General features: G+C 70.8%; 15 protein-coding genes. 3 read left to right on the top strand and 12 right to left on the bottom strand.

Translation table 11 applies throughout. From position 1 onward, the window contains the following. Positions 1–84: 84 nt before the first annotated feature. The 11 genes from rplI to ROY82_12505 form a co-directional block, all read right to left on the bottom strand. On the bottom strand, positions 85–537 hold the full coding sequence (rplI, locus tag ROY82_12555) for a 50S ribosomal protein L9 (protein MDT3683291.1): 453 nt from the start codon (positions 535–537) through the stop codon (positions 85–87). After that, the gene (gene rpsR / locus ROY82_12550; protein MDT3683290.1) at positions 534–818 is read right to left on the bottom strand and encodes a 30S ribosomal protein S18; all 285 of its coding nucleotides are present in this window, start codon (positions 816–818) and stop codon (positions 534–536) included. The genes rplI and rpsR overlap by 4 nt, the downstream gene beginning before the upstream one ends. Continuing rightward, on the bottom strand, positions 819–1,649 hold the full coding sequence (locus tag ROY82_12545; GenBank protein MDT3683289.1) for a single-stranded DNA-binding protein: 831 nt from the start codon (positions 1,647–1,649) through the stop codon (positions 819–821). It abuts the gene before it with no gap. A 38-nt stretch (positions 1,650–1,687) separates the two neighbouring features. Next, the gene (gene rpsF, locus ROY82_12540) at positions 1,688–2,038 is read right to left on the bottom strand and encodes a 30S ribosomal protein S6 (protein ID MDT3683288.1); all 351 of its coding nucleotides are present in this window, start codon (positions 2,036–2,038) and stop codon (positions 1,688–1,690) included. A gap of 205 nt (positions 2,039–2,243) precedes the next feature. Further along, positions 2,244–3,440: a hypothetical protein gene (locus tag ROY82_12535; protein ID MDT3683287.1), complete on the bottom strand. Its 1,197-nt coding sequence runs from the start codon at positions 3,438–3,440 to the stop codon at positions 2,244–2,246. A 1-nt stretch (position 3,441) separates the two neighbouring features. After that, positions 3,442–4,911 carry a hypothetical protein gene (locus ROY82_12530; protein ID MDT3683286.1) on the bottom strand — a complete coding sequence of 490 codons (1,470 nt, stop codon included), beginning with the start codon at positions 4,909–4,911 and terminating at the stop codon, positions 3,442–3,444. An 8-nt stretch (positions 4,912–4,919) separates the two neighbouring features. Further along, positions 4,920–5,837: a hypothetical protein gene (locus ROY82_12525; GenBank protein MDT3683285.1), complete on the bottom strand. Its 918-nt coding sequence runs from the start codon at positions 5,835–5,837 to the stop codon at positions 4,920–4,922. Between the two features lie 73 nt (positions 5,838–5,910). Next, entirely contained in the window at positions 5,911–6,504 is a 594-nt protein-coding gene (locus ROY82_12520; protein ID MDT3683284.1) for a hypothetical protein, read from the bottom strand. Between the two features lie 28 nt (positions 6,505–6,532). Further along, positions 6,533–8,056 (bottom strand): apolipoprotein N-acyltransferase, encoded by a 1,524-nt coding sequence (locus ROY82_12515; GenBank protein MDT3683283.1) that lies wholly within the window; start codon positions 8,054–8,056, stop codon positions 6,533–6,535. Beyond that, positions 8,053–8,637, bottom strand: coding sequence for a cysteine peptidase family C39 domain-containing protein (locus ROY82_12510; GenBank protein MDT3683282.1), 585 nt, complete (start codon positions 8,635–8,637; stop codon positions 8,053–8,055). Before ROY82_12510 ends, ROY82_12515 begins: the two co-directional genes overlap by 4 nt. Before the next feature lie 257 nt (positions 8,638–8,894). Beyond that, a complete protein-coding gene (locus tag ROY82_12505) occupies positions 8,895–11,012 on the bottom strand; it encodes a cation-translocating P-type ATPase (GenBank protein ID MDT3683281.1) in 2,118 nt (705 codons plus the stop codon). A gap of 336 nt (positions 11,013–11,348) precedes the next feature. Here ROY82_12505 and ROY82_12500 point away from each other — a divergent pair, with 336 nt between their 5' ends. Further along, a complete protein-coding gene (locus tag ROY82_12500) occupies positions 11,349–12,398 on the top strand; it encodes an endonuclease/exonuclease/phosphatase family protein (protein ID MDT3683280.1) in 1,050 nt (349 codons plus the stop codon). Here ROY82_12500 and ROY82_12495 read toward each other — a convergent pair. Continuing rightward, complete coding sequence (locus ROY82_12495; GenBank protein MDT3683279.1) at positions 12,347–14,326, bottom strand: bifunctional diguanylate cyclase/phosphodiesterase; 1,980 nt, start codon at positions 14,324–14,326, stop codon at positions 12,347–12,349. The two genes, ROY82_12500 and ROY82_12495, sit on opposite strands and share 52 nt — an antisense overlap. Positions 14,327–14,593: 267 nt before the next feature. On the opposite strand from ROY82_12495, the gene ROY82_12490 reads away from it, so the two are divergent. Continuing rightward, positions 14,594–14,824 carry a heavy-metal-associated domain-containing protein gene (locus tag ROY82_12490; GenBank protein ID MDT3683278.1) on the top strand — a complete coding sequence of 77 codons (231 nt, stop codon included), beginning with the start codon at positions 14,594–14,596 and terminating at the stop codon, positions 14,822–14,824. Between the two features lie 8 nt (positions 14,825–14,832). Then, positions 14,833–16,743, top strand: a complete 1,911-nt coding sequence (locus tag ROY82_12485; GenBank protein MDT3683277.1) for a cation-translocating P-type ATPase — start codon at positions 14,833–14,835, stop codon at positions 16,741–16,743. Positions 16,744–16,890: the final 147 nt, after the last annotated feature.

The following is a 16,890-nucleotide window of genomic DNA, read 5'->3' as shown; positions in this document are numbered from 1 at the left end:
AAGCCAAAAGTAACCGCGGCCGGTTGAAGCCGGCCGCGGTTAGCTTGGTTCCTGGCGGCGCGTGGCCGCTGCGGAAGCCCTGGTTCAGGCCTCACCCTCGGCGACGACCAACACCTTTAGGTCGATGGTGACCTCGGGGTGTGGGCGGTAGGGGACGACGAACTCGCCCGTCACCTTGATGGGCTCGTCGAGGACGACCTTGCGGCGGTCGATCTCCACGTCGTAGGCGGCCTTGAGGGCGTCCGCGATGTCGCGGTTGCCGACCGAGCCGTAGATGCGGCCTTCGCCGGCCTTCACGCGGATCTCGATGTGGGCGTCGCCCAGCATCTCGGAAAGGCGCTCCGCGTCGGACTTGCGCTCCGACAGTTGGCGGGCCCTTTGCGCCAGCCGCGCCTGCAACTCGGCCTGGTTCGACTTGGTGGCCGGCAGCGCGAGGCCCTGCGGCACGAGGTAGTTGCGGGCGTACCCGTCCTTCACCCTGACGATACTGCCCGCCTCGCCCAACTTCTCGACGGGCTCGAGGAGGATGACGTTCACTTCCGCACCAGCTTCTCGGTGATCGGGATGATCGCGAGCATGCGCGCACGCTTGATGGTGGTGGCGAGCCGACGCTGATGCCTGGCGCACACGCCGGTGCGGCGACGGGGCAGGATCTTGGCGGTATCGGAGATGAAGCGCCTCAGAACCCGGCCGTCGTGGTAATCCATGATCTCGTACTCACCCGCACAGAACGGGCATACGCGTGGCCTGCGGCCGCGACGGCCGCCCCCACGTCCGCGGCGGCGATCGCCGCCCTTGTCTCTTGCTTCTCTTGCCATCTAGAAGGGTAGGTCCTCTTCTGGTGGAAACTCTTCGTCGATGTCTAACGTCGACGGTCTCGCCTGGGCGCCCGTAGCGTCGCTGCGCTCCGTGCGGGTTCCGGCTCCACCGCTGCCGGGACCGCGAGTGAGGAACTCGACGCGTTGACCTTCTAGCCGCGTCGTGAACCGGCGGTTGCCTTCTTTGTCCGTCCAAGAATCGTTGACGAGCCTGCCGATCACGAACACGCCGTCACCCTTGCGCAGCGACTCGCAGCCTTCCGCGAGTTCGCGCCACACGGTGACTTCCACGAAATGGGTGCGTTCTTGATCGTCGCCGCCCTTGCCGCGGAAGCGCTCGTTGACCGCCACCCCGAAGCGCGTGACCGACGCCCCGGAGGGCGTGGAACGCATCTCGGCGTCGCGCGTGAGGTTGCCCACGATGAGCACCTGGTTGAGCGCGTCCTTCAGCCGGTGTTGGCCGCGAGCGTCGATGACGGTGGCCTCACCGGTGCGGATGCCCAGGGTAAGCAATTCGACGCGTTGCGCGTTGACGTCGAGGGCGGAGCGCTTCTGGCCGTCCTGGGCTTCCCAGGAGCGGTAGTTGAGGCGCCCTTCGACGAACACGGCGCTGCCTTCTTGCAACTGATCGGCCATCATCTCCGCTTGTGCACCGAAGAGGGTGACGCGGTGGTACCAGGCCAATTCGCGAAGGCGGTCGTCATCACCCATGACGTTGTCGTTGCCCGCCACGTTCATCTCCAGGATGGCCAACCCACCGGGGGTATAGCGCAGCTCCGGCTTCTGAACCAGCGTGCCGACCAGGTATACGTTGTTCAAACCACGTGCCATGAGGTGACTCTCCAACCACTCGTCACTAAGTTCTTGGGTTAGGCAGCGGCCTCGGCCTTTGCCTCGACCTTGGGCTCCTTCTTCGTCTTCCACTCCGGGCGTTCCCGGACGACCAGGACTCGCATGACGTTATCGCGCTGGCGTAACGCTGCTTCGATGGTCTTGGGGGTTTCGCCGGTCAAGTGTAGGCGATAGATGAGGTAGTAACCCTCGTTGCCCTTGCGGATCGGGTACGCCAGACGGCGCATGCCCCACTCGTCGACTTCGAGGATCTCACCCCCCGCGCGCTCCACCTGGAGCGTCACGGCGTCCTTCTCCGACTGGACCTGCTGCTCGCTCAGGCTCGGGTCGAGGATGACGTTGAGATCGTACTTGGTGTTGTTCGGCATGTGCACCTCCTTCCAGGCTGGTGGCCCCTGGCCCCTCGCGGGGACGCGGCGCGGCCGCATCGGTCGCGGCACGACGCGCCGGGCCGAGGTTCGGCCCGCGCTAGCCCTTCCCAGCATCAGCTCGCCACCACGCACTTCCGGGCGGGCCCGGAATGACGCGCGGCAAATGACAACTGTAGCACAGGGGCTTGCTAAACGCCCCGACTCAACGCCCCGACCAGCCCGCCATCAACTCGTCGCGCACGACCAGCCCGCCCGGCTCGAGAGCGTCCGTGACGTACTCGACGAGCGGGTAGAAGAGTTGCGGCAGTGCCGGGCGGGTCTCGTGGAAGGAGGCGGTCGTGACGGCGATGATGGCGTACTCGTTCGGGGCGACGTCGAGCGCGAGGTCGTGGGTGGGCCTCGGGAGCAGGTTGCGGGGGTCGTCCTCGGCCCTGTAGGCGGCGTCCCAGGGGGACAGGTGGTCAGTGGCGACCGCGGCCGGCGGGGCGGTGAGCGCTACGGCGCCCGTCGCCCCAGTGACTGGCGCTGCTGCCCCAGTCGCTCCGGTGCCTGCGGCTCGAGGGCCGGCTGCCACGGCGCCCGCCCCCGTCAGCGCGCCCGTGGCGATGCCGGCGCGCCACCGGGCCACGAGTTCCAAGCTGCCGGCACCGGCGAGGACCCTGCCCGAGGAGGCGGCCCTTGGCCCGATGTGGGCGGCCTCGAGGCGCACCGCGCCGGGCCCGGGGTTGAAGAGCACGAGCTCGGCCGGCAGGCCCGCGTGGCCTAGCGAACTGGCGGAGCGGAGCTCGAGCCCCGCCGGGTTGCCTGGCGCCTCGAGCACTTGGGCGGCGCCCAGCGCGTGCCGGGCCTCGCGGCCGGAGCGGCACCTCGCGGTGGCGGTGGGTGCGTAGTCGCCGGCCGGCAACGGGGCCTCGATCAGGGTTACGGGGAGAGTGTACCCCGCACCGTTTGCGACCTCGGTGAGGCTCAGGTGACGTAGGCCCACGGGCACCTCGCCTGCGCCAAGGTTCAACGTAAGCGCTACGAGCGGGTCTTCGGCAGTGCAGGGGTGGCCGTGAAGCGCCAGCCGGCCGTCATGGCCGTCGGTCCAGCCCTGGTAGCCGCCCGGGCTGAGACCGGTCAGGGCGCGGACCTGAAGCGCCGTCCAAGGCGGGAGGGCGACGGCCGGTCGTGGCCAGCGGGCCGATAGCCGCAGCCACTTCATGGGCAGCGTCTCGATACCGTCGCCGGGCAGCAGTGTGAGCGCCCGGCCCAACCAGTAGGGCGGGCTCGGCGCCCACGGCGGCAGGCTTCGCGCCCCGGTCCAGGCTTCCGCCCCCAAGGCCAGGCCGAGTGACGTAAGCGCCACCCCTCCGAGGGCGAGGAGCCACACCGCCGCTCGCCTGAGGCAACGCCTCACCTCAGAGCCCACCCGCGGCCTGACTGCCAAGGTCAGCGGCCCGACTGCCATGTCCAGCTGCAAGACCGCTGAGCCCCGCGGCCCAACTGCCGTCACCCGTGCCGCAGAGGACCTGCAGGTCGAGCGCCGTGCGTGCGAGAGCCAACTGCGCGAAGGCGACGTCGGCCCGGTGGGAAACGGCGTACAGGTCGACGACCGGGTCCGGGAACCGCGCCCAGGCCGCGGCTCGGGCCGAGGCCAGGCTGGAGCCGTCGGGATGGTGGTCACGCGCGAGCCACAGCAGCCGCGCTTCGGCCTCGTTCACGCCCGCGAGTGCCTCGTCGTGGGCGCGCAGCGAGGCGGCTACTTGCCCCTCGAGGTACTCGAGTGCGTCGGCCAGGTCGAGGTCCGCGCGTGCCGTTGCCGCGTCGGCGTTCGGGCCGGAGGGAGCGGGTGGCCACTCGACCCGTAGGCTCTGGTCTGCCCCGTCGAGGCCCATGCGGGCGCCGACGTCGGCCACGACGGGCCAGTCGTCCGGCAGGTAGATGCGCGCCTCGAGGCCCAGTTGGGCGCGCGTCGAGTTGGAGCCCGCCGGCGCGGCGAGGCCGAGCGTGTCGTCATAGGCGACGGACCCCACGAGGTTGACCTGAACGTCGAGGGTTCGGTCCACGGCAAGGTCGAGGAGCCGCTGCCGGTGCCGGCTGATGGCGGCGCGACCGTCTGGCGACGCCTCGACGCAGGACTGTCGTGGTGGTGGCTCCAAGTCGATGGCAGCGAGGAGCTCGTCGAAACCGGGCCAGGTCTCGCGGTCCACGGGGCCGCCGGTGGCCTGCGATAGGCGCTCCTTCAGCTCGGACACGTGCTGGCGGGAGAACGCATGGAGCCCTTGGACGCTGTGGAAGAGCTCGAGCAACTCCCGGTCCGGTGGCGCGAGGGCGAAGAGCTGGTCCGCGGAGGTGGGTGGGGACCAGACCTCGAGCCGGAAGCGCTCCAAGGCGCTGCCCGAGTCGGCCTCCAGGCGCAGCACGAGCGCCAGCGCGAGAGCATCGGCGAGGAACTCGGCGTGCGCCGCGGCCTTGTCGGCGGCGGCCCTCGCCGCGTGGTCTCGCTGGCGCTCGGCCTGGAGCTCGGCGATGGGCGCGGTTCTGGCGCGGAACAGCGGAACGCTCGCGTCGAGCCCGAGGTGGAGGTCGAACGCCTCGTAGCCGCGCCAGCGCAACGACTGCTCGAAGCCCACCCGAGGCAGAACCGCGTGCGCCTGGATGAGCGCGGCCGAGGCGAGGTCGGAGGCCTCCAGTTGCAGGTGGCGGGGCGGGGAGTAGTGGGCCTGCGCCGCGGCGAGCAGCGTTTCGAGGTCGGTGGACGCGGCCTGCGCGGCCGCCAAGCTCGCGAGGCCGAGGACGCCGAGCGCGCCGAGGGCAACCAGCGATCGCCGCCCTCGCCCGTTACCCCTTGCGGTCCCGGGTGGCGCCTGCGGTTCCGGACTGGTCACCGCACTGGTCACCTGCCTGGCGGCCCGAACTCGAAGGTGTAAACGGACTGCGGGGTCAGGCGGTAGCGTTGGCCGCCGATGTCGATCATCGGCAGCGTTCCGAGGGTCACGGCCACGTTGCCGGTCACGAGCCGTCCTCCGAGGTCGATGGGGATGCCGAAGGTCAGCGCTTCGCCTGGGGCGAGGGTGCCGAGGGCGTCGCCCGCGGGCACCTCCACGTACTCGACCAGGCCACTCTCGACCCGCGCCACGAAGGTGGGCCCCATGACCTGGTCGAGTAGCGGGTACGTGCTGAAGCCCAGGGCGGTGAGCGGCTCGCTGCCGGCGTTGGTCAGAGCCGCCTCGATGAGAGGCACTTCGGTGCCGAGCGGGGCCCCCACCATCGTGCCGGGGCCGGACCTGCCCGCGTAGCTCATGGAGGCGGTGCGGCCGTCGATCGAGGGGACGTCGGAATCCACCCACTGGACGCCGACCAGAATGGCGGCGGCCCACTTCTCCTCACCCTTGGCTACCGACAGCGTGACGGTTGCCTGGCAGGATTCCGAGTCGGCGACCTGGGCGGGTAGCCGCCACGACTCGCCGGCGTTCTCGAGCCTCGAAAGGTCCGGCGACAGGCAGGGGTCGTCCGACTGGACGGCGAGGCTGTCCCAGTGAGAGAGAGCGGGCTTGGGAACGGTGATGACGATCTCGGCGTCTTGCCCCGAGAGCAGTTCCTGATAGTGGAGGCCGACTACGGGCGGCGGGGTAGGTTGACCGGCGCCTTGGGCGAAGGCGGTGCCAAGGACCGCGAGCGAGAGCGCCGCGAGAACGCGGCCGGGGGCGCCGCGGCCTTGGGAGCTGCGGTCCGGGGAGCTGCGGTCCGGGGAGCCGCGCACCGTCTCTCGTTTCGTGGATGACGGCCGGTTGGCGGTTCGTTGATCGTTCACTGTTTCCCCTCCCAGATCAGGTCGTGTAGGTCGTGGCCGGCGGACCTTCGCGGGTCCGCCGGCCAGCGTTCTCTTACAGCGGGTTCTCGACTGGATGATAAATGCTGTAGCGGTTCTCTTCCTTGCCAGTGTCGGTGCGGCCGGTGGGCGTGGAACTGCCGTCGCTCCACGATTGCATCTCCCTGACCACGTAGGTCTTGTAGTAGCGCATGTCGCCCTTGTAGAGCTTCACGCGTTTACCCGGGGAGACCACGAAGCTGACCGTGAGGGTCCGCGCGCAGAAGTACGTGGTGCCGATGCTCACGTTCAGGCCCTTGGATATGCCTATGCCGCCGCTGGTCATGACGTGGCGGCACTCGTTGGAGTGCGACTCGCTGACCGGCATGGGCTTGCTGGTCGAGTTGCGGACCTCGTAGAGGAGCGTGTAACCGACCTGGGTGGCCGGTGTGCTGCTGACGCTCACGAGCTCCCAGGTCTTCCCCGTCTTCTTGGGCGGCGGGGGTGGCGTGTCGCCCGGGTCGGTGGCACAGGTGGTGCAGACGCCGGCGGTTATGCCGGCCAGTTCGGACGCGCCGAGGAGAGTGGCTCCTGCTTGTGCGCGGAGGCCGGGCCCGACGAGCAGCATCATGAGGAGCGTGCTCACGGACCAGAGGGTGAGGCGTTTCATGGTTCCTCCAGTTAGGTGGCGAGGGGCGTCAGGTGGGACGCGGTCGTCTGTATGCACCCCCCTCGAGCCCCGCGAAGCACGCCAAGCCCACACAGAGCAGGCAGGCGAGCGCCCCAGCCCAGTCCCCGAACCGCAGGTACGGGGTCGAGCCGGTCCCTAGCCTCGTCGTCGCGCTGATGACCGCTTGCTCTCCCGCTTGGGAGAGCGCGGCTATCCGCCCGGCAGGGTCGATCAGGGCGCTGGGTCCGCCGTTGGAGGCGAACACCAGCCACAGCCCCGTCTCGACCGCGCGCAGGAGCGCGACGCGTAGGTGTTGAAGTGGAACGTCGCTGCCGGCGGCGAAGGTGTCGTCCGTGAGCACGGCGAGCAGCTCCGCGCCGCCGCGCGCTGCCTCGCGCACGGTGGCCGGGAAGGCGACGTCGTAACAGATGAGCGGAGAGACCCTGAGGCCGCCGAGGAGGGCGACCACGGGCGCGTGGGAGCGCGCCAGGCCGTCCTCGGCGAGCGGGACGGGGTGCCGCTTGTCGAAGACGTGGGTGAGGCGGGTGCCGGTCCAGGCGAGCGCGGCGTTGCTCGTGGCACCCGTCGCGGTATCGATGCTGGCTGCTCCCAGCAGCAACGGGGGTTGGCCGATGAACGGAGGTTGGCTACCAAGTGATAGGTGCGCCGGGGGTAGAACTTCTGCGCCCGTGCGGTGGGCCCAACCGGGCCATGCGGCCTCAGGCCAGACCACCAGGTCGGCCGCTTGGGCCTCCGGCGCGCTCGTGAGCTGCAGCAACCGTTCGAGGAGCTCGGCCGCCACGAGTGGTTCGAGCTGAGCAGCGGCTCTTACGGAGGTGGGGAGGTTGGGTTGCACGACGGCAACCGTCGTGAGTGCGTCGCCGTGCCCGAGGGCCACGGCGGGCGGCGCCGAACGCCACGCGAGCCAGACGACCAAGGCGACCAGCGCCAGGCCCCCGGAGGCGGCTACTCGCGAAGCCGGGCCCCGGCCCGAGACGAGTTCAAGCAGGAGCCCGCTCGTTAGCAGCACGGCAAAGCTGACCGCGGTGACGGAACTGAAACGTGCGAGGTGGACGGCGGCGGCTTCGGCCTGCGTGTAGCCGATGGCCGACACCGGCAAGGTCCACCTGCCCAGCAGCCACTCCTGGCGCGCGACCACCTCGGCGCCGCACCAGAAGGCCGGAAGGGCGAGCCACGCAACGCGGCGCCCCAGCCGGCGGATCGTCCAAGCCGCCGCGGACGTAGCGAGCCCGTAAGGCAGGGCGGCAACGGGGGCGATGACGAGGTAGGCGATGAGCGAGAGGCCGAGGGTGGCCTCGTACGCCACCGAGGTGAAGCCGAGGGCCGCCAAGGAGCCGCAGAGGCCGGCTGCTAGGTAGCGCCCGCGCACGGCGAGGGCGGCGACCGCCAGGAATGCCGGGAGCAGCGCCGGCCAGGCCAGTGCCGCCGCGCCCCAAGGTCGAGTGGCGGCCGCGAGGAGCGCGGCGCTGAGGAGGGAGGCGGCGAGGTAGTGGCTCATGCCGACCAGGGAGGGGGCGAGGTAGCGGCTCACACTGAACCCTCGAGCGTGTAGACCCTGCCCGTGAAGCGGCGGGCAAGCTCGGGTAGCGGCACGGTGTAGGCGCCCACGGCCGGATCGGTAACGAGGGCCGCGCCGCGGCCGGCCGCCCAGACGACGACGAGGTGACCGAGGGCGGGGCCGGTGGGTGTGGCCGCCCTCACGTGAGCCACGAAAGGCCCGCCGAGGGTGTCCAGGTCGGACGCCTCGACGCGGTACCAGGCGCCCGTGAAGCCGAACGAGTGCGCCAGGCGCGCGAAATCGCCGAGACTCAGGCCGTCGGGGCCGAGCTGGGCCGCCGCCGATACCGTCGCCAGGTCCGTGGGCCGCCCGGCCCACTCGAGGAGGGTGGCCACGACGGCCGGGCCGCAGTCGTTGAACTGCTGCTGGAGCACGGCGGGCGCGGCCGCCTCGAGGGCGAACGGGGCGGCGTTCCACGCCTGGCCGGCGCGGGCGCCGAGGTAGGCGGGTGCGGCACCGAGGACGCCGACCAGCACCGTGGTGACGAGCAGGGGCAGGAGGCGACGGCGTGACCGCTTGCTGCTGGAACCGAACTCTGCGGGCGCTCTACGCATGCCTCTTCCCTCCTGGGAACGAGGTTATGCGTGAGGGGTTGCGGGAGGGTTACCGCGCTGGGCAGGCGCCTAGTGGGAGTGGGTCGGGGTCGGTGGAGGCGGCGAGGAGGTCAGAGGGCGAACGGTTCGCGCGGGTCGAGCCCCGGCGGCCGGGATGCCCGCGCCCGCTCTACCGGCGTGCTCGAGCCGACGCGGACCAACGTGCTCCAGCCCCCGGCGTCAAACGTGCGACCCCCGGCCGCCAACGCGGCCGCCACTCAAGCGTCCGACAACTGCGGTGCGGGGGCCCCGACCACCTGGGGCCGCGGCCGACGCGGCGAGTAGCCCAACAGCCGCAGGCCGTTGCTGACCACCAGGATGGTGCCACCCTCGTGTCCGAGCACGCCCAGCGGCAGGGGGAGGTTCCCGAAGAGCGTGATGCCCACCATGACGAGCATGATGCCGAGCGCGAAGATCAGGTTCTGCCTTATCACGCCGTTCGCCTTGCGGGCCAGGTCGTGCGCCTGGGGCAGCTTGGAGAGGTCGTCCGAGAGCAGGGCCACGTCGGCGGCCTCTAGTGCCACGTCGCTGCCGGCGACGCCCATCGCCACGCCCAGCGAGGCGCTCACCAGCGCGGCGGCGTCGTTGACGCCGTCGCCCACGAACGCCACCTTGCCGCTCTTGCTCATCTCCTCGACAAGGGCTACCTTCTCCTCCGGCATCAGGTCGGCGTAAACGTCGGCCTCGGCTATCCCAAGCTCGCGCGCCACGTTGCGCGCCACCTCCGGGTGGTCGCCCGTGAGCATGGCGATGCGCTTTACGCCGTGCGCGCGCAGCTCGGCGATGGCGTCGGCGGCGGTGGAACGGATCGTGTCGGCCACCGCCACCAGCCCCAGGACCTTGCGCTCGTCGCCGAGGATTATGGAGGTCTGGCCGCGGCTCTCTAGGAGCGCCAGGGCGCGTTCGGTGTCGGCGGTGAGTTGCACGCCCAGCTCGGCCGCCAGCTTGCGGTTGCCGGCCCAGTGCGGCTTGCCGTCCACGGTGGCGCGGATGCCCATGCCGGGCACGGCCGTCGCGTCTCTCACCGAGCGCTCCGGGGCCGGCTCGCCGCCGCCAGCCGCCGTGGCCGCCGCGCCACCCGCACCCGCCCCCGCGCCCTCCGCCTCCGCCGCAGCGGCCGCCACCACGATCGCCTCGGCAACGGGGTGCTCCGAGGAGGCCTCTATGGCGGCGGCCAGGCTGAGGACCTCGGCGGCGCTGGTGGCCAGCGGCACGACCTCGGTGACGCGCATGCGGCCCTCGGTGAGGGTGCCGGTCTTGTCGAACGCGACTATGTTTACGGCGCCGAACTCCTCCAGCGCGCCGCCGCCCTTGAAGAGCACACCCATGCGCGCCGCGCGCGCCAACGCCGCCAGGACGGCGGCGGGCACGCTGATCACGATGGCGCAGGGGCTCGCGACCACGAGCAGGGTGGCCGCCTTGTAGAAGGCCGCGTGCTGCTCCGTGCCGGTGAGGAGGAAGACCCCCAGGGCCACGGCCGTGCCGAGCAGCACGAGCACCGTGTAGCGCTCGCCGAACCAGTCGCTGAAGCGCTGGCTGGGCGAGCGGCCCGCTTGCGCCTCGGTGACGAGGTCGATCATGCGGGCCAGCGTCGACTCGGAGGCGGCCTTGGTGACGCGCAGCTCGATGGCGCCGTAGCCATTGACGCTGCCCGCGAAGAGCGTGTCGCCGGCCACCTTGTCCACCGGCACGGACTCGCCCGTGATGGGCGACTGGTCGAGGCTCGACGTGCCCTTCACGAGCACGCCGTCGAGCGGAACCCTCTCGCCGGGGCGGACCAGCACCAACGAACCGATCGCCACGCCGTCGGCGGGCACCTCGCGCAGGCCGTCCTCCTCCACCAGCGTGGCCGTGTCCGGCTTGAGCTCCATTAGGGCCGCCACGGCGCGCTTGGTGGTGGAGAAGGCGTAGTCCTCGAGGGTGTTGGCGAGGCTGAAGAGGAAGAGGAGGATGGCGCCGTCGCGCGCCTCGCCCACCAGGGCCGCTGCGACCGCGGCGAGGACCATCAGCAGGTCGATGTCGAGCTTGCGTTCCTCAACGAGGACGCTGACCGCCTTCATGGAGGCGGGGATGCCGCCCGCGAGGAAAGCCAGCAACAGGCCCCCGATGGCCAGTGCCCCCGCCGTTCCCCCGACGCCCACGTAGTCGGCGAGCCAGCCCGTGTCCACGCCGTTCGCGGAACGGCCGATGAGCACGGCCAGGATGCCCACGGCAAGACCCACCGCGGTGAGGCCGGTGAAGAGGGCGGCCCGCCTGATCTGGCGGCGCTCTTCGACCAGCTCGGCCTTCAACCGCTCGGCAGGTGTTGGGGCCCGGGCTGTAGTGGGGTCGCTCATTGGCCCATCCTAACTAAGAATCGTTCCGACTAGCAAGTACCAACGCCTCCCCCACCACCGCCTCACGGGGGCCGCGACAGGCGAGCACACCTCAAGTATGCCCCCTCGCCTCGGGGCGAAAGCCCCTAAGTGGAACCGGAACCACATTCGTGACCGGACAGGAAGCGATGACACACCGTGCATCACGCGGCCGCGCTACGCGCGAGCACCGGGACTTCCCGGGCGCGGACGCCGGCCCGTGCCCCACGCGGCCGCGCTACGCCCACCACCACCGGCGCCATTCCACTTTCGCGGCGCCCACACCCCGCCCCCACACGCCCGCGTTACGCTGCGGCGATGCCACGAAACATCGCCCGTAGCGTCGGGGGCGCCCTCTTCACGGGTCTGCTGGCGCTAGCCGCCATGGTGCCGACGGCGTGGTTCGCCCTCTACCTCGCCTTCGCGGACTGCTGGTGGTGGCTGTTCGTCGCCAACTCCCTGGCGCCCGTGCTGTTCATGCCGCTGCCCGTGGCCCTCGTCCTCGCCTGGTTCAGCCGCAAACGGCGCGTGTTCCTCGCCCTGCTGGTGCCAAGCGGCGTCGCCGCCTTCTTGTGGCTGGGCACCTTCCTGCCCGCGCGCGCGATGGGCCCCGCCATCCCCGACCGCGGCTCGACCATCACGGTCATGACCTTCAACGTCGAGGCCGGGAACCGCGACCTGGACGACCTAGAGGCCGCCATCCTGGGGTCGGGCGCGCAGCTCGTGGCGTTGCAGGAACTGAACGAGGACGTCGGCGTCGCCCTCGCCGAGAGGTTGAAGGCCACCCACCCGTACGCCGACCTCGCCCCCTGCCCCCCGTGCGGCGACTGGGGGAGCCTCGGGGTCCTCTCCGCCTTCCCGCTGGAGCCGCTGGCAGCCGACCTCGGCGGGCCGTCGGAGCGCAACCCGCAGCTCACCCTCGTGCACCACCCGAGGGGAGACGTGTTGCTGGTCAACGTCCACAACCTCTCCACGCCCCGCTTCCCGCAGATCTGGCCGGCGGAGATAACCAGGTCCATCGGCTCTCGAGAGGCCGTGGCCGAGGCGCTTGCCGAGCTGGCGCGCAACACCAGCACGCCCCTCCTTGCGGTGGGCGACTTCAACACCACCGAGCGCAGCGGCGCCTACCGCACCATCACGCGGGAGCTGGAGGACAGTTGGCGGGCCCTGGGCTTCGGCTTCGGCAGCACCTTCCACGGCGGGGCCCCCGAGGGTTCGCCGGCGCGCTTCTCCTTACCGAGCTGGCTGCTGCGGATCGACTACGTCTTCCACTCGCGCGACCTGACCACCCTGTCGGTGAAGGTGGCGCCCTGGCGTCACGCCTCGGACCACCGGCCGGTGACGGCCGTCGTCTCGTTCAGCGACTGATCGGTGCGCCAGTGGCGCGTGTCGCCCGAGCGCCAGAGCTTCGCAACCTCGGCGGCGGGCACGGGTTTCGAGAGCAGGAAGCCTTGGATGTAGTCGCAACCTACCTCCGCGACGGCGGCAGCCTGCTCCGGGCGCTCGATCCCCTCGGCCACGACGCGGGCGCCGAGCCCGTGGGCGAGTTGCACGGCGGCGCCGACGACCATCGCCGACCGGTTGTCCGTAAGGCCCATGTCGGCCACGAACGAGCGGTCGAGCTTGACGAAGTCGATGGGGAGGTCGTGCAGGCGGCCCAAGGAGGAGTAGCCGGCGCCGAAGTCGTCGATCGCCACGCGCACGCCCAGGCGCCGGATCCGCTCCATGCGCTCGGCGACCACGGGCTGATCGGCGCTCGTCTCGGTGATCTCGATGACCAGGTGGTGCGGGTCCAGGCCCGACTCCCTCAGGGCGCCTTCGATGGTGGGCAGGAGGCCCGGGTGGCCGAAGTGGTGCGGCGAGACGTTGACGCTCACGGCGAAGGGCCCTACGCCCTCGTCCTGCCAGGCGCGGGCCTGCCTGCACGCCTCGTGCAGCACCCACTCGCCTAGCGGCACGATCAGGCCGGTGCGCTCGGCCAGCGGGATGAACTCGAGCGGCGGAAGCAGCCCGAAGGTGGGGTGCCGCCAGCGCAGCAGGGCCTCGAAGCTCTTCACCTCCACGCCGACCACGTAGCCCAGGGCGCGCTCTTCGCTGCTTTGGGCCCTGACGGCGCCTATGGGCTGGTACTCGAGCTCCAACTCGCCGCGGCCCACGGCCTCCCGCAGGTCGCGGGCCAGGGCGAGCAGCTTCGCCTCGCGAGCGTCGGCCACCGCCAACCGGTGCGCCTCGCCCGTGCGTTTCGCGCTCGCGACGGCGGCCTCGGCCTGCGTTATCTGATCGGCGAGGGTGGCCGCGTCGGCCGGGAAGCGGCTGATGCCAGTGGTGCAGGTCACCTGGAGAGGACCGCCGCCGGCGGTGAACGGCGGCTTGCACGCCCGCCCGATCAGGGTGGCGGCGGCGGCCGCCTGCACCTCGTCGAGCTCCCCCTCGATGATGACGCCGAACTCGTCGGCCCCGAGACGGGCGACGATCCGGGCGTCGTGGCCCAGGGTGTTGTTGAGCCTCAGCGCCATCTCGCGGAGGACGTCGTCGCCGACGGCGGTTCCGAAGCGCTCGTTGATGCTCCTGAAGTCGTCTATGTCGATGAGGAACAGGGCGAACGGCTTGGCGTCGGGGTTGCGGACGTAAGTCTGGTGGAGTTGGTGGAACGCCGCGCGGTTCGCCGTGCCCGTGAGCGGGTCGAGCAGCATTATCTTGGCGGCCGTCTCCTCCGCCGCCAGTGCCGCGCTCCGGCGCTCCAGGGAGTGAGTGAGCAAGTAGAGCATCAGGAGGTAGCCCACGCCTATGAGGGCCAAGTCCACCGTGGCCTCGGTCTCGACCGCCCTGGTGGGCAGCGGGCCGATGGTCGCGACGTGCCACACCGACACCGCCGTGCCGGCAGCGAGCATGCCGGCGCTCACCGCCAGCGCGAGGCGGCTGCCCAGGGCGAGGAACGCCCACACGAAGAAGAGCGTCAGCCAGGTGCTGTACGTCCTGATGGCCTCGGCGTGGAACTCTATCTCGCCGTTGAGGGTGAGCCAGAGTAGGCCGATCGTCGCCAGCCCCCCGAGGCTGAACCCCGCCAACTCGACCACGCGGGCCAGGCGCGGCACGAACCAGATGAGCAGCGCGCCGAGGAGGGTGAGGCCGGCGACCCCGAGCCTGATCGTCTCGTTCGCGGTGTTGCCCGCGAACCACAACTGGCCCATGCTGTCGAAGGCGATGAGCACGAGGATGACCCCGTAAACGACCCGCTTGCGGCGCGCCAGTTGTTTCTGGATGGCACCCAAGGCGGTGCCGAGTGGTTCGATCACGTTCGTAACCCCTTGCACGCACGCGCCCCCAAGCTCGACAGCGTACGGCCTGCACTGGGCACTATCCCCCACCAGCGGAGCCATCCGGCCCTCTCGTAGAGGAAGTCTACTCATAAACGGGGCCCGAATCAGTGCACATTTCGGCAAGTGCCGATGTTGGGCGGGGCCCCCGCAACTTGATGCGCGTCAAGGAACGCTTCGGGGCCACGGCGTACCTTCGAGTCACAACCGCCCGGCGATTCATGCCGGGCGACAAGGAGGAACACCATGCAAGACGTCAAGACCCGCACTGTGCTCCGCGCCGAGGGCTTCTCATGCCCCTCCTGCGTGGCGAAGATCGAGAAGCAGCTCTCCCGCGTGGAAGGCGTGGAGACCGTAAAGGTGCACTTCGCCAGCTCCCGCGTGGAGGTCGTTCACGACGAGTCGAAGGTGAACCCCGAAGGCCTCGTCGACGCCCTGGCCAAGGCCGGTTACCGTTCCAAGCCGGCGGCTTTCTAGGAGCCTTGGTGCCCACTCGTAACCACTGGTTCGTACCGGTAGTCTCCGGCGCCCTGATCGTGGCGGCGTTCGCGGCCGGGCTGCTCGACGCCCCGGTAGTGGGCGCCGTCCTCATGGTGAGCGCCGCGGTGGTGGCCGGCGCCCCGATCCTCCGGAACGCCGTCAGCGCACTGGCCGTCCGCGTGGTCGGCATCGACCTGCTCGTCTCCGTGGCCGCCATCGGCGCCCTCTTCATCGGCGAGTACTGGGAGGCCGCGGCCGTCACGTTCCTCTTCGCCATCGGCCACGCCCTGGAGACCGCCACCCTCGCCAAGACGCGCTCCGCGCTAGCCGCCCTCGTAGAGGTGGCGCCGGACGTGGCCGTGGTGCTGCGAGACGGCGAGCAGGTCGAGATAAGCGCCATGCAGGTGAGGGTCGGCGAGACCGTGCTCGTCAAGAACGGCGCCAAGGTGCCCGTGGACGGCGTGGTGGTGGCCGGCACGGGGGCGCTGGACGAGGCCTCGATAACGGGCGAGTCGCTGCCGGTCGACAAGGCGGAGGGCAGCAAGGTGTTCGCGGGTACCGTCTCCAAGGGCGGCTTCCTGCAGGTGCGCGCCGAGGGCGTGGGCGAGGACACGACGCTGGCCCGCATCATCCACCGCGTGGAGGAGGCGCAAGACGCCAAGGCGGCCACGCAGAAGTTCATGGACCGCTTCTCGGCCTGGTACACGCCGGCCATCATCGTGCTGGCGCTGGCCGCCGGCCTCCTGACCCAGAACCTCGAGCTGGGCCTCACCCTCCTCGTCATCGGCTGCCCCGGCGCGCTCGTCATCTCGATCCCCGTGGCCATCGTGGCGGGCATCGGGCGCTCGGCCAGGGACGGCGTGCTCATCAAGGGCGGCGAGTTCCTCGAGACGGCCGCGCGCGTGAACGCCGTGGCGCTCGACAAGACGGGCACCCTCACGCAGGGCGCGCCGCGCCTGACGGACGTGATCGTCCTGGGCGAGGGGCACACGCGCGGCAGCGTCCTGGGCTGGGCCGCCATTGCCGAGGCCGGGTCGGAGCACCCGCTGGCGGCGCCCGTGTTGAAGGCCGCCACCGCGGAAGGGGTGTACTCGGGCGGCCTGCCGGAGAACGCCGAGTCGGTGCCGGGCAAGGGCATCACCGCCAGCGTTGGCGGGCGCCGCGTGCTGGTGGGCAACCTGGCGTTGCTCGAGGCCGAGGGCGTGCGGGGTCGAGAGGCCGCGGCCGCCCGCGCCCATGACGTGGCCGCCGCCGGTCGCACACCCATGCTGGTGGCGCTGGACGGCGAGGCCATCGGCCTGGTGGCCGTGGCAGACACGCTGCGGCCCGAGGCCAGGACACTGGTGGCGGACCTGCGGCGCGTGGGCGTGCGGCACGTGACCATGCTGACGGGCGACGCCCCGGCCGTGGCACACGCCGTCGCCGCCGAAACCGGCATCACCGACGTGCGCGCCGCGCTGCTCCCGGAGGACAAGCTGGAGGCCATCGCCAAGCTCCGCCGGAGCGGCTACGTGGTGGCCATGGTGGGCGACGGCGTCAACGACGCGCCCGCCCTCGCCACCGCCCACGTTGGCGTCGCCATGGGCGCGGCCGGCTCGGCCGTCGCCGTGGAGACCGCCGACATCGCCCTCATGGCCGACGACCTCAACAAGCTGCCCCACGCCATCGGCCTGGCCAAGCGCACGGTGGCCGTCATGCGCCAGAACATCTTCATCGCCCTCGTCACGGTGGCGCTGCTGTTGGCGGGCGTCCTCTGGGGCCGTGTGAACATGGCGCTGGGCATGCTCGTGCACGAGGGCTCGGTGCTGCTGGTGATAGCCAACGCCATGCGCCTGCTGCGGTCGCCGGGGGCGGCCCGGGAGCGTAAGCGCCGGACGGTCGTTCCCAGTGCCCGGGGCGCAGTGAACGTTCGTTGAGACTGGACGTCGCAGTGCGATGAACGTTCGTTGACGTCGGACCTCGCGGCGCCATGAAAGTTGCCTGAGGCCGAGCTTCGCGGCGCCATGAACGTTCGCTGAACCAGAGGTACCTGCGCGCCTCACCTGCGCTGGCTAGCCTGGAAG

Source organism: Truepera sp., from assembly GCA_032027045.1.
Lineage (GTDB): Bacteria > Deinococcota > Deinococci > Deinococcales > Trueperaceae > JAAYYF01.
Note: the sequence above shows the minus strand (reverse complement) of the source record. Positions and strands in the feature narration are given on the sequence as shown.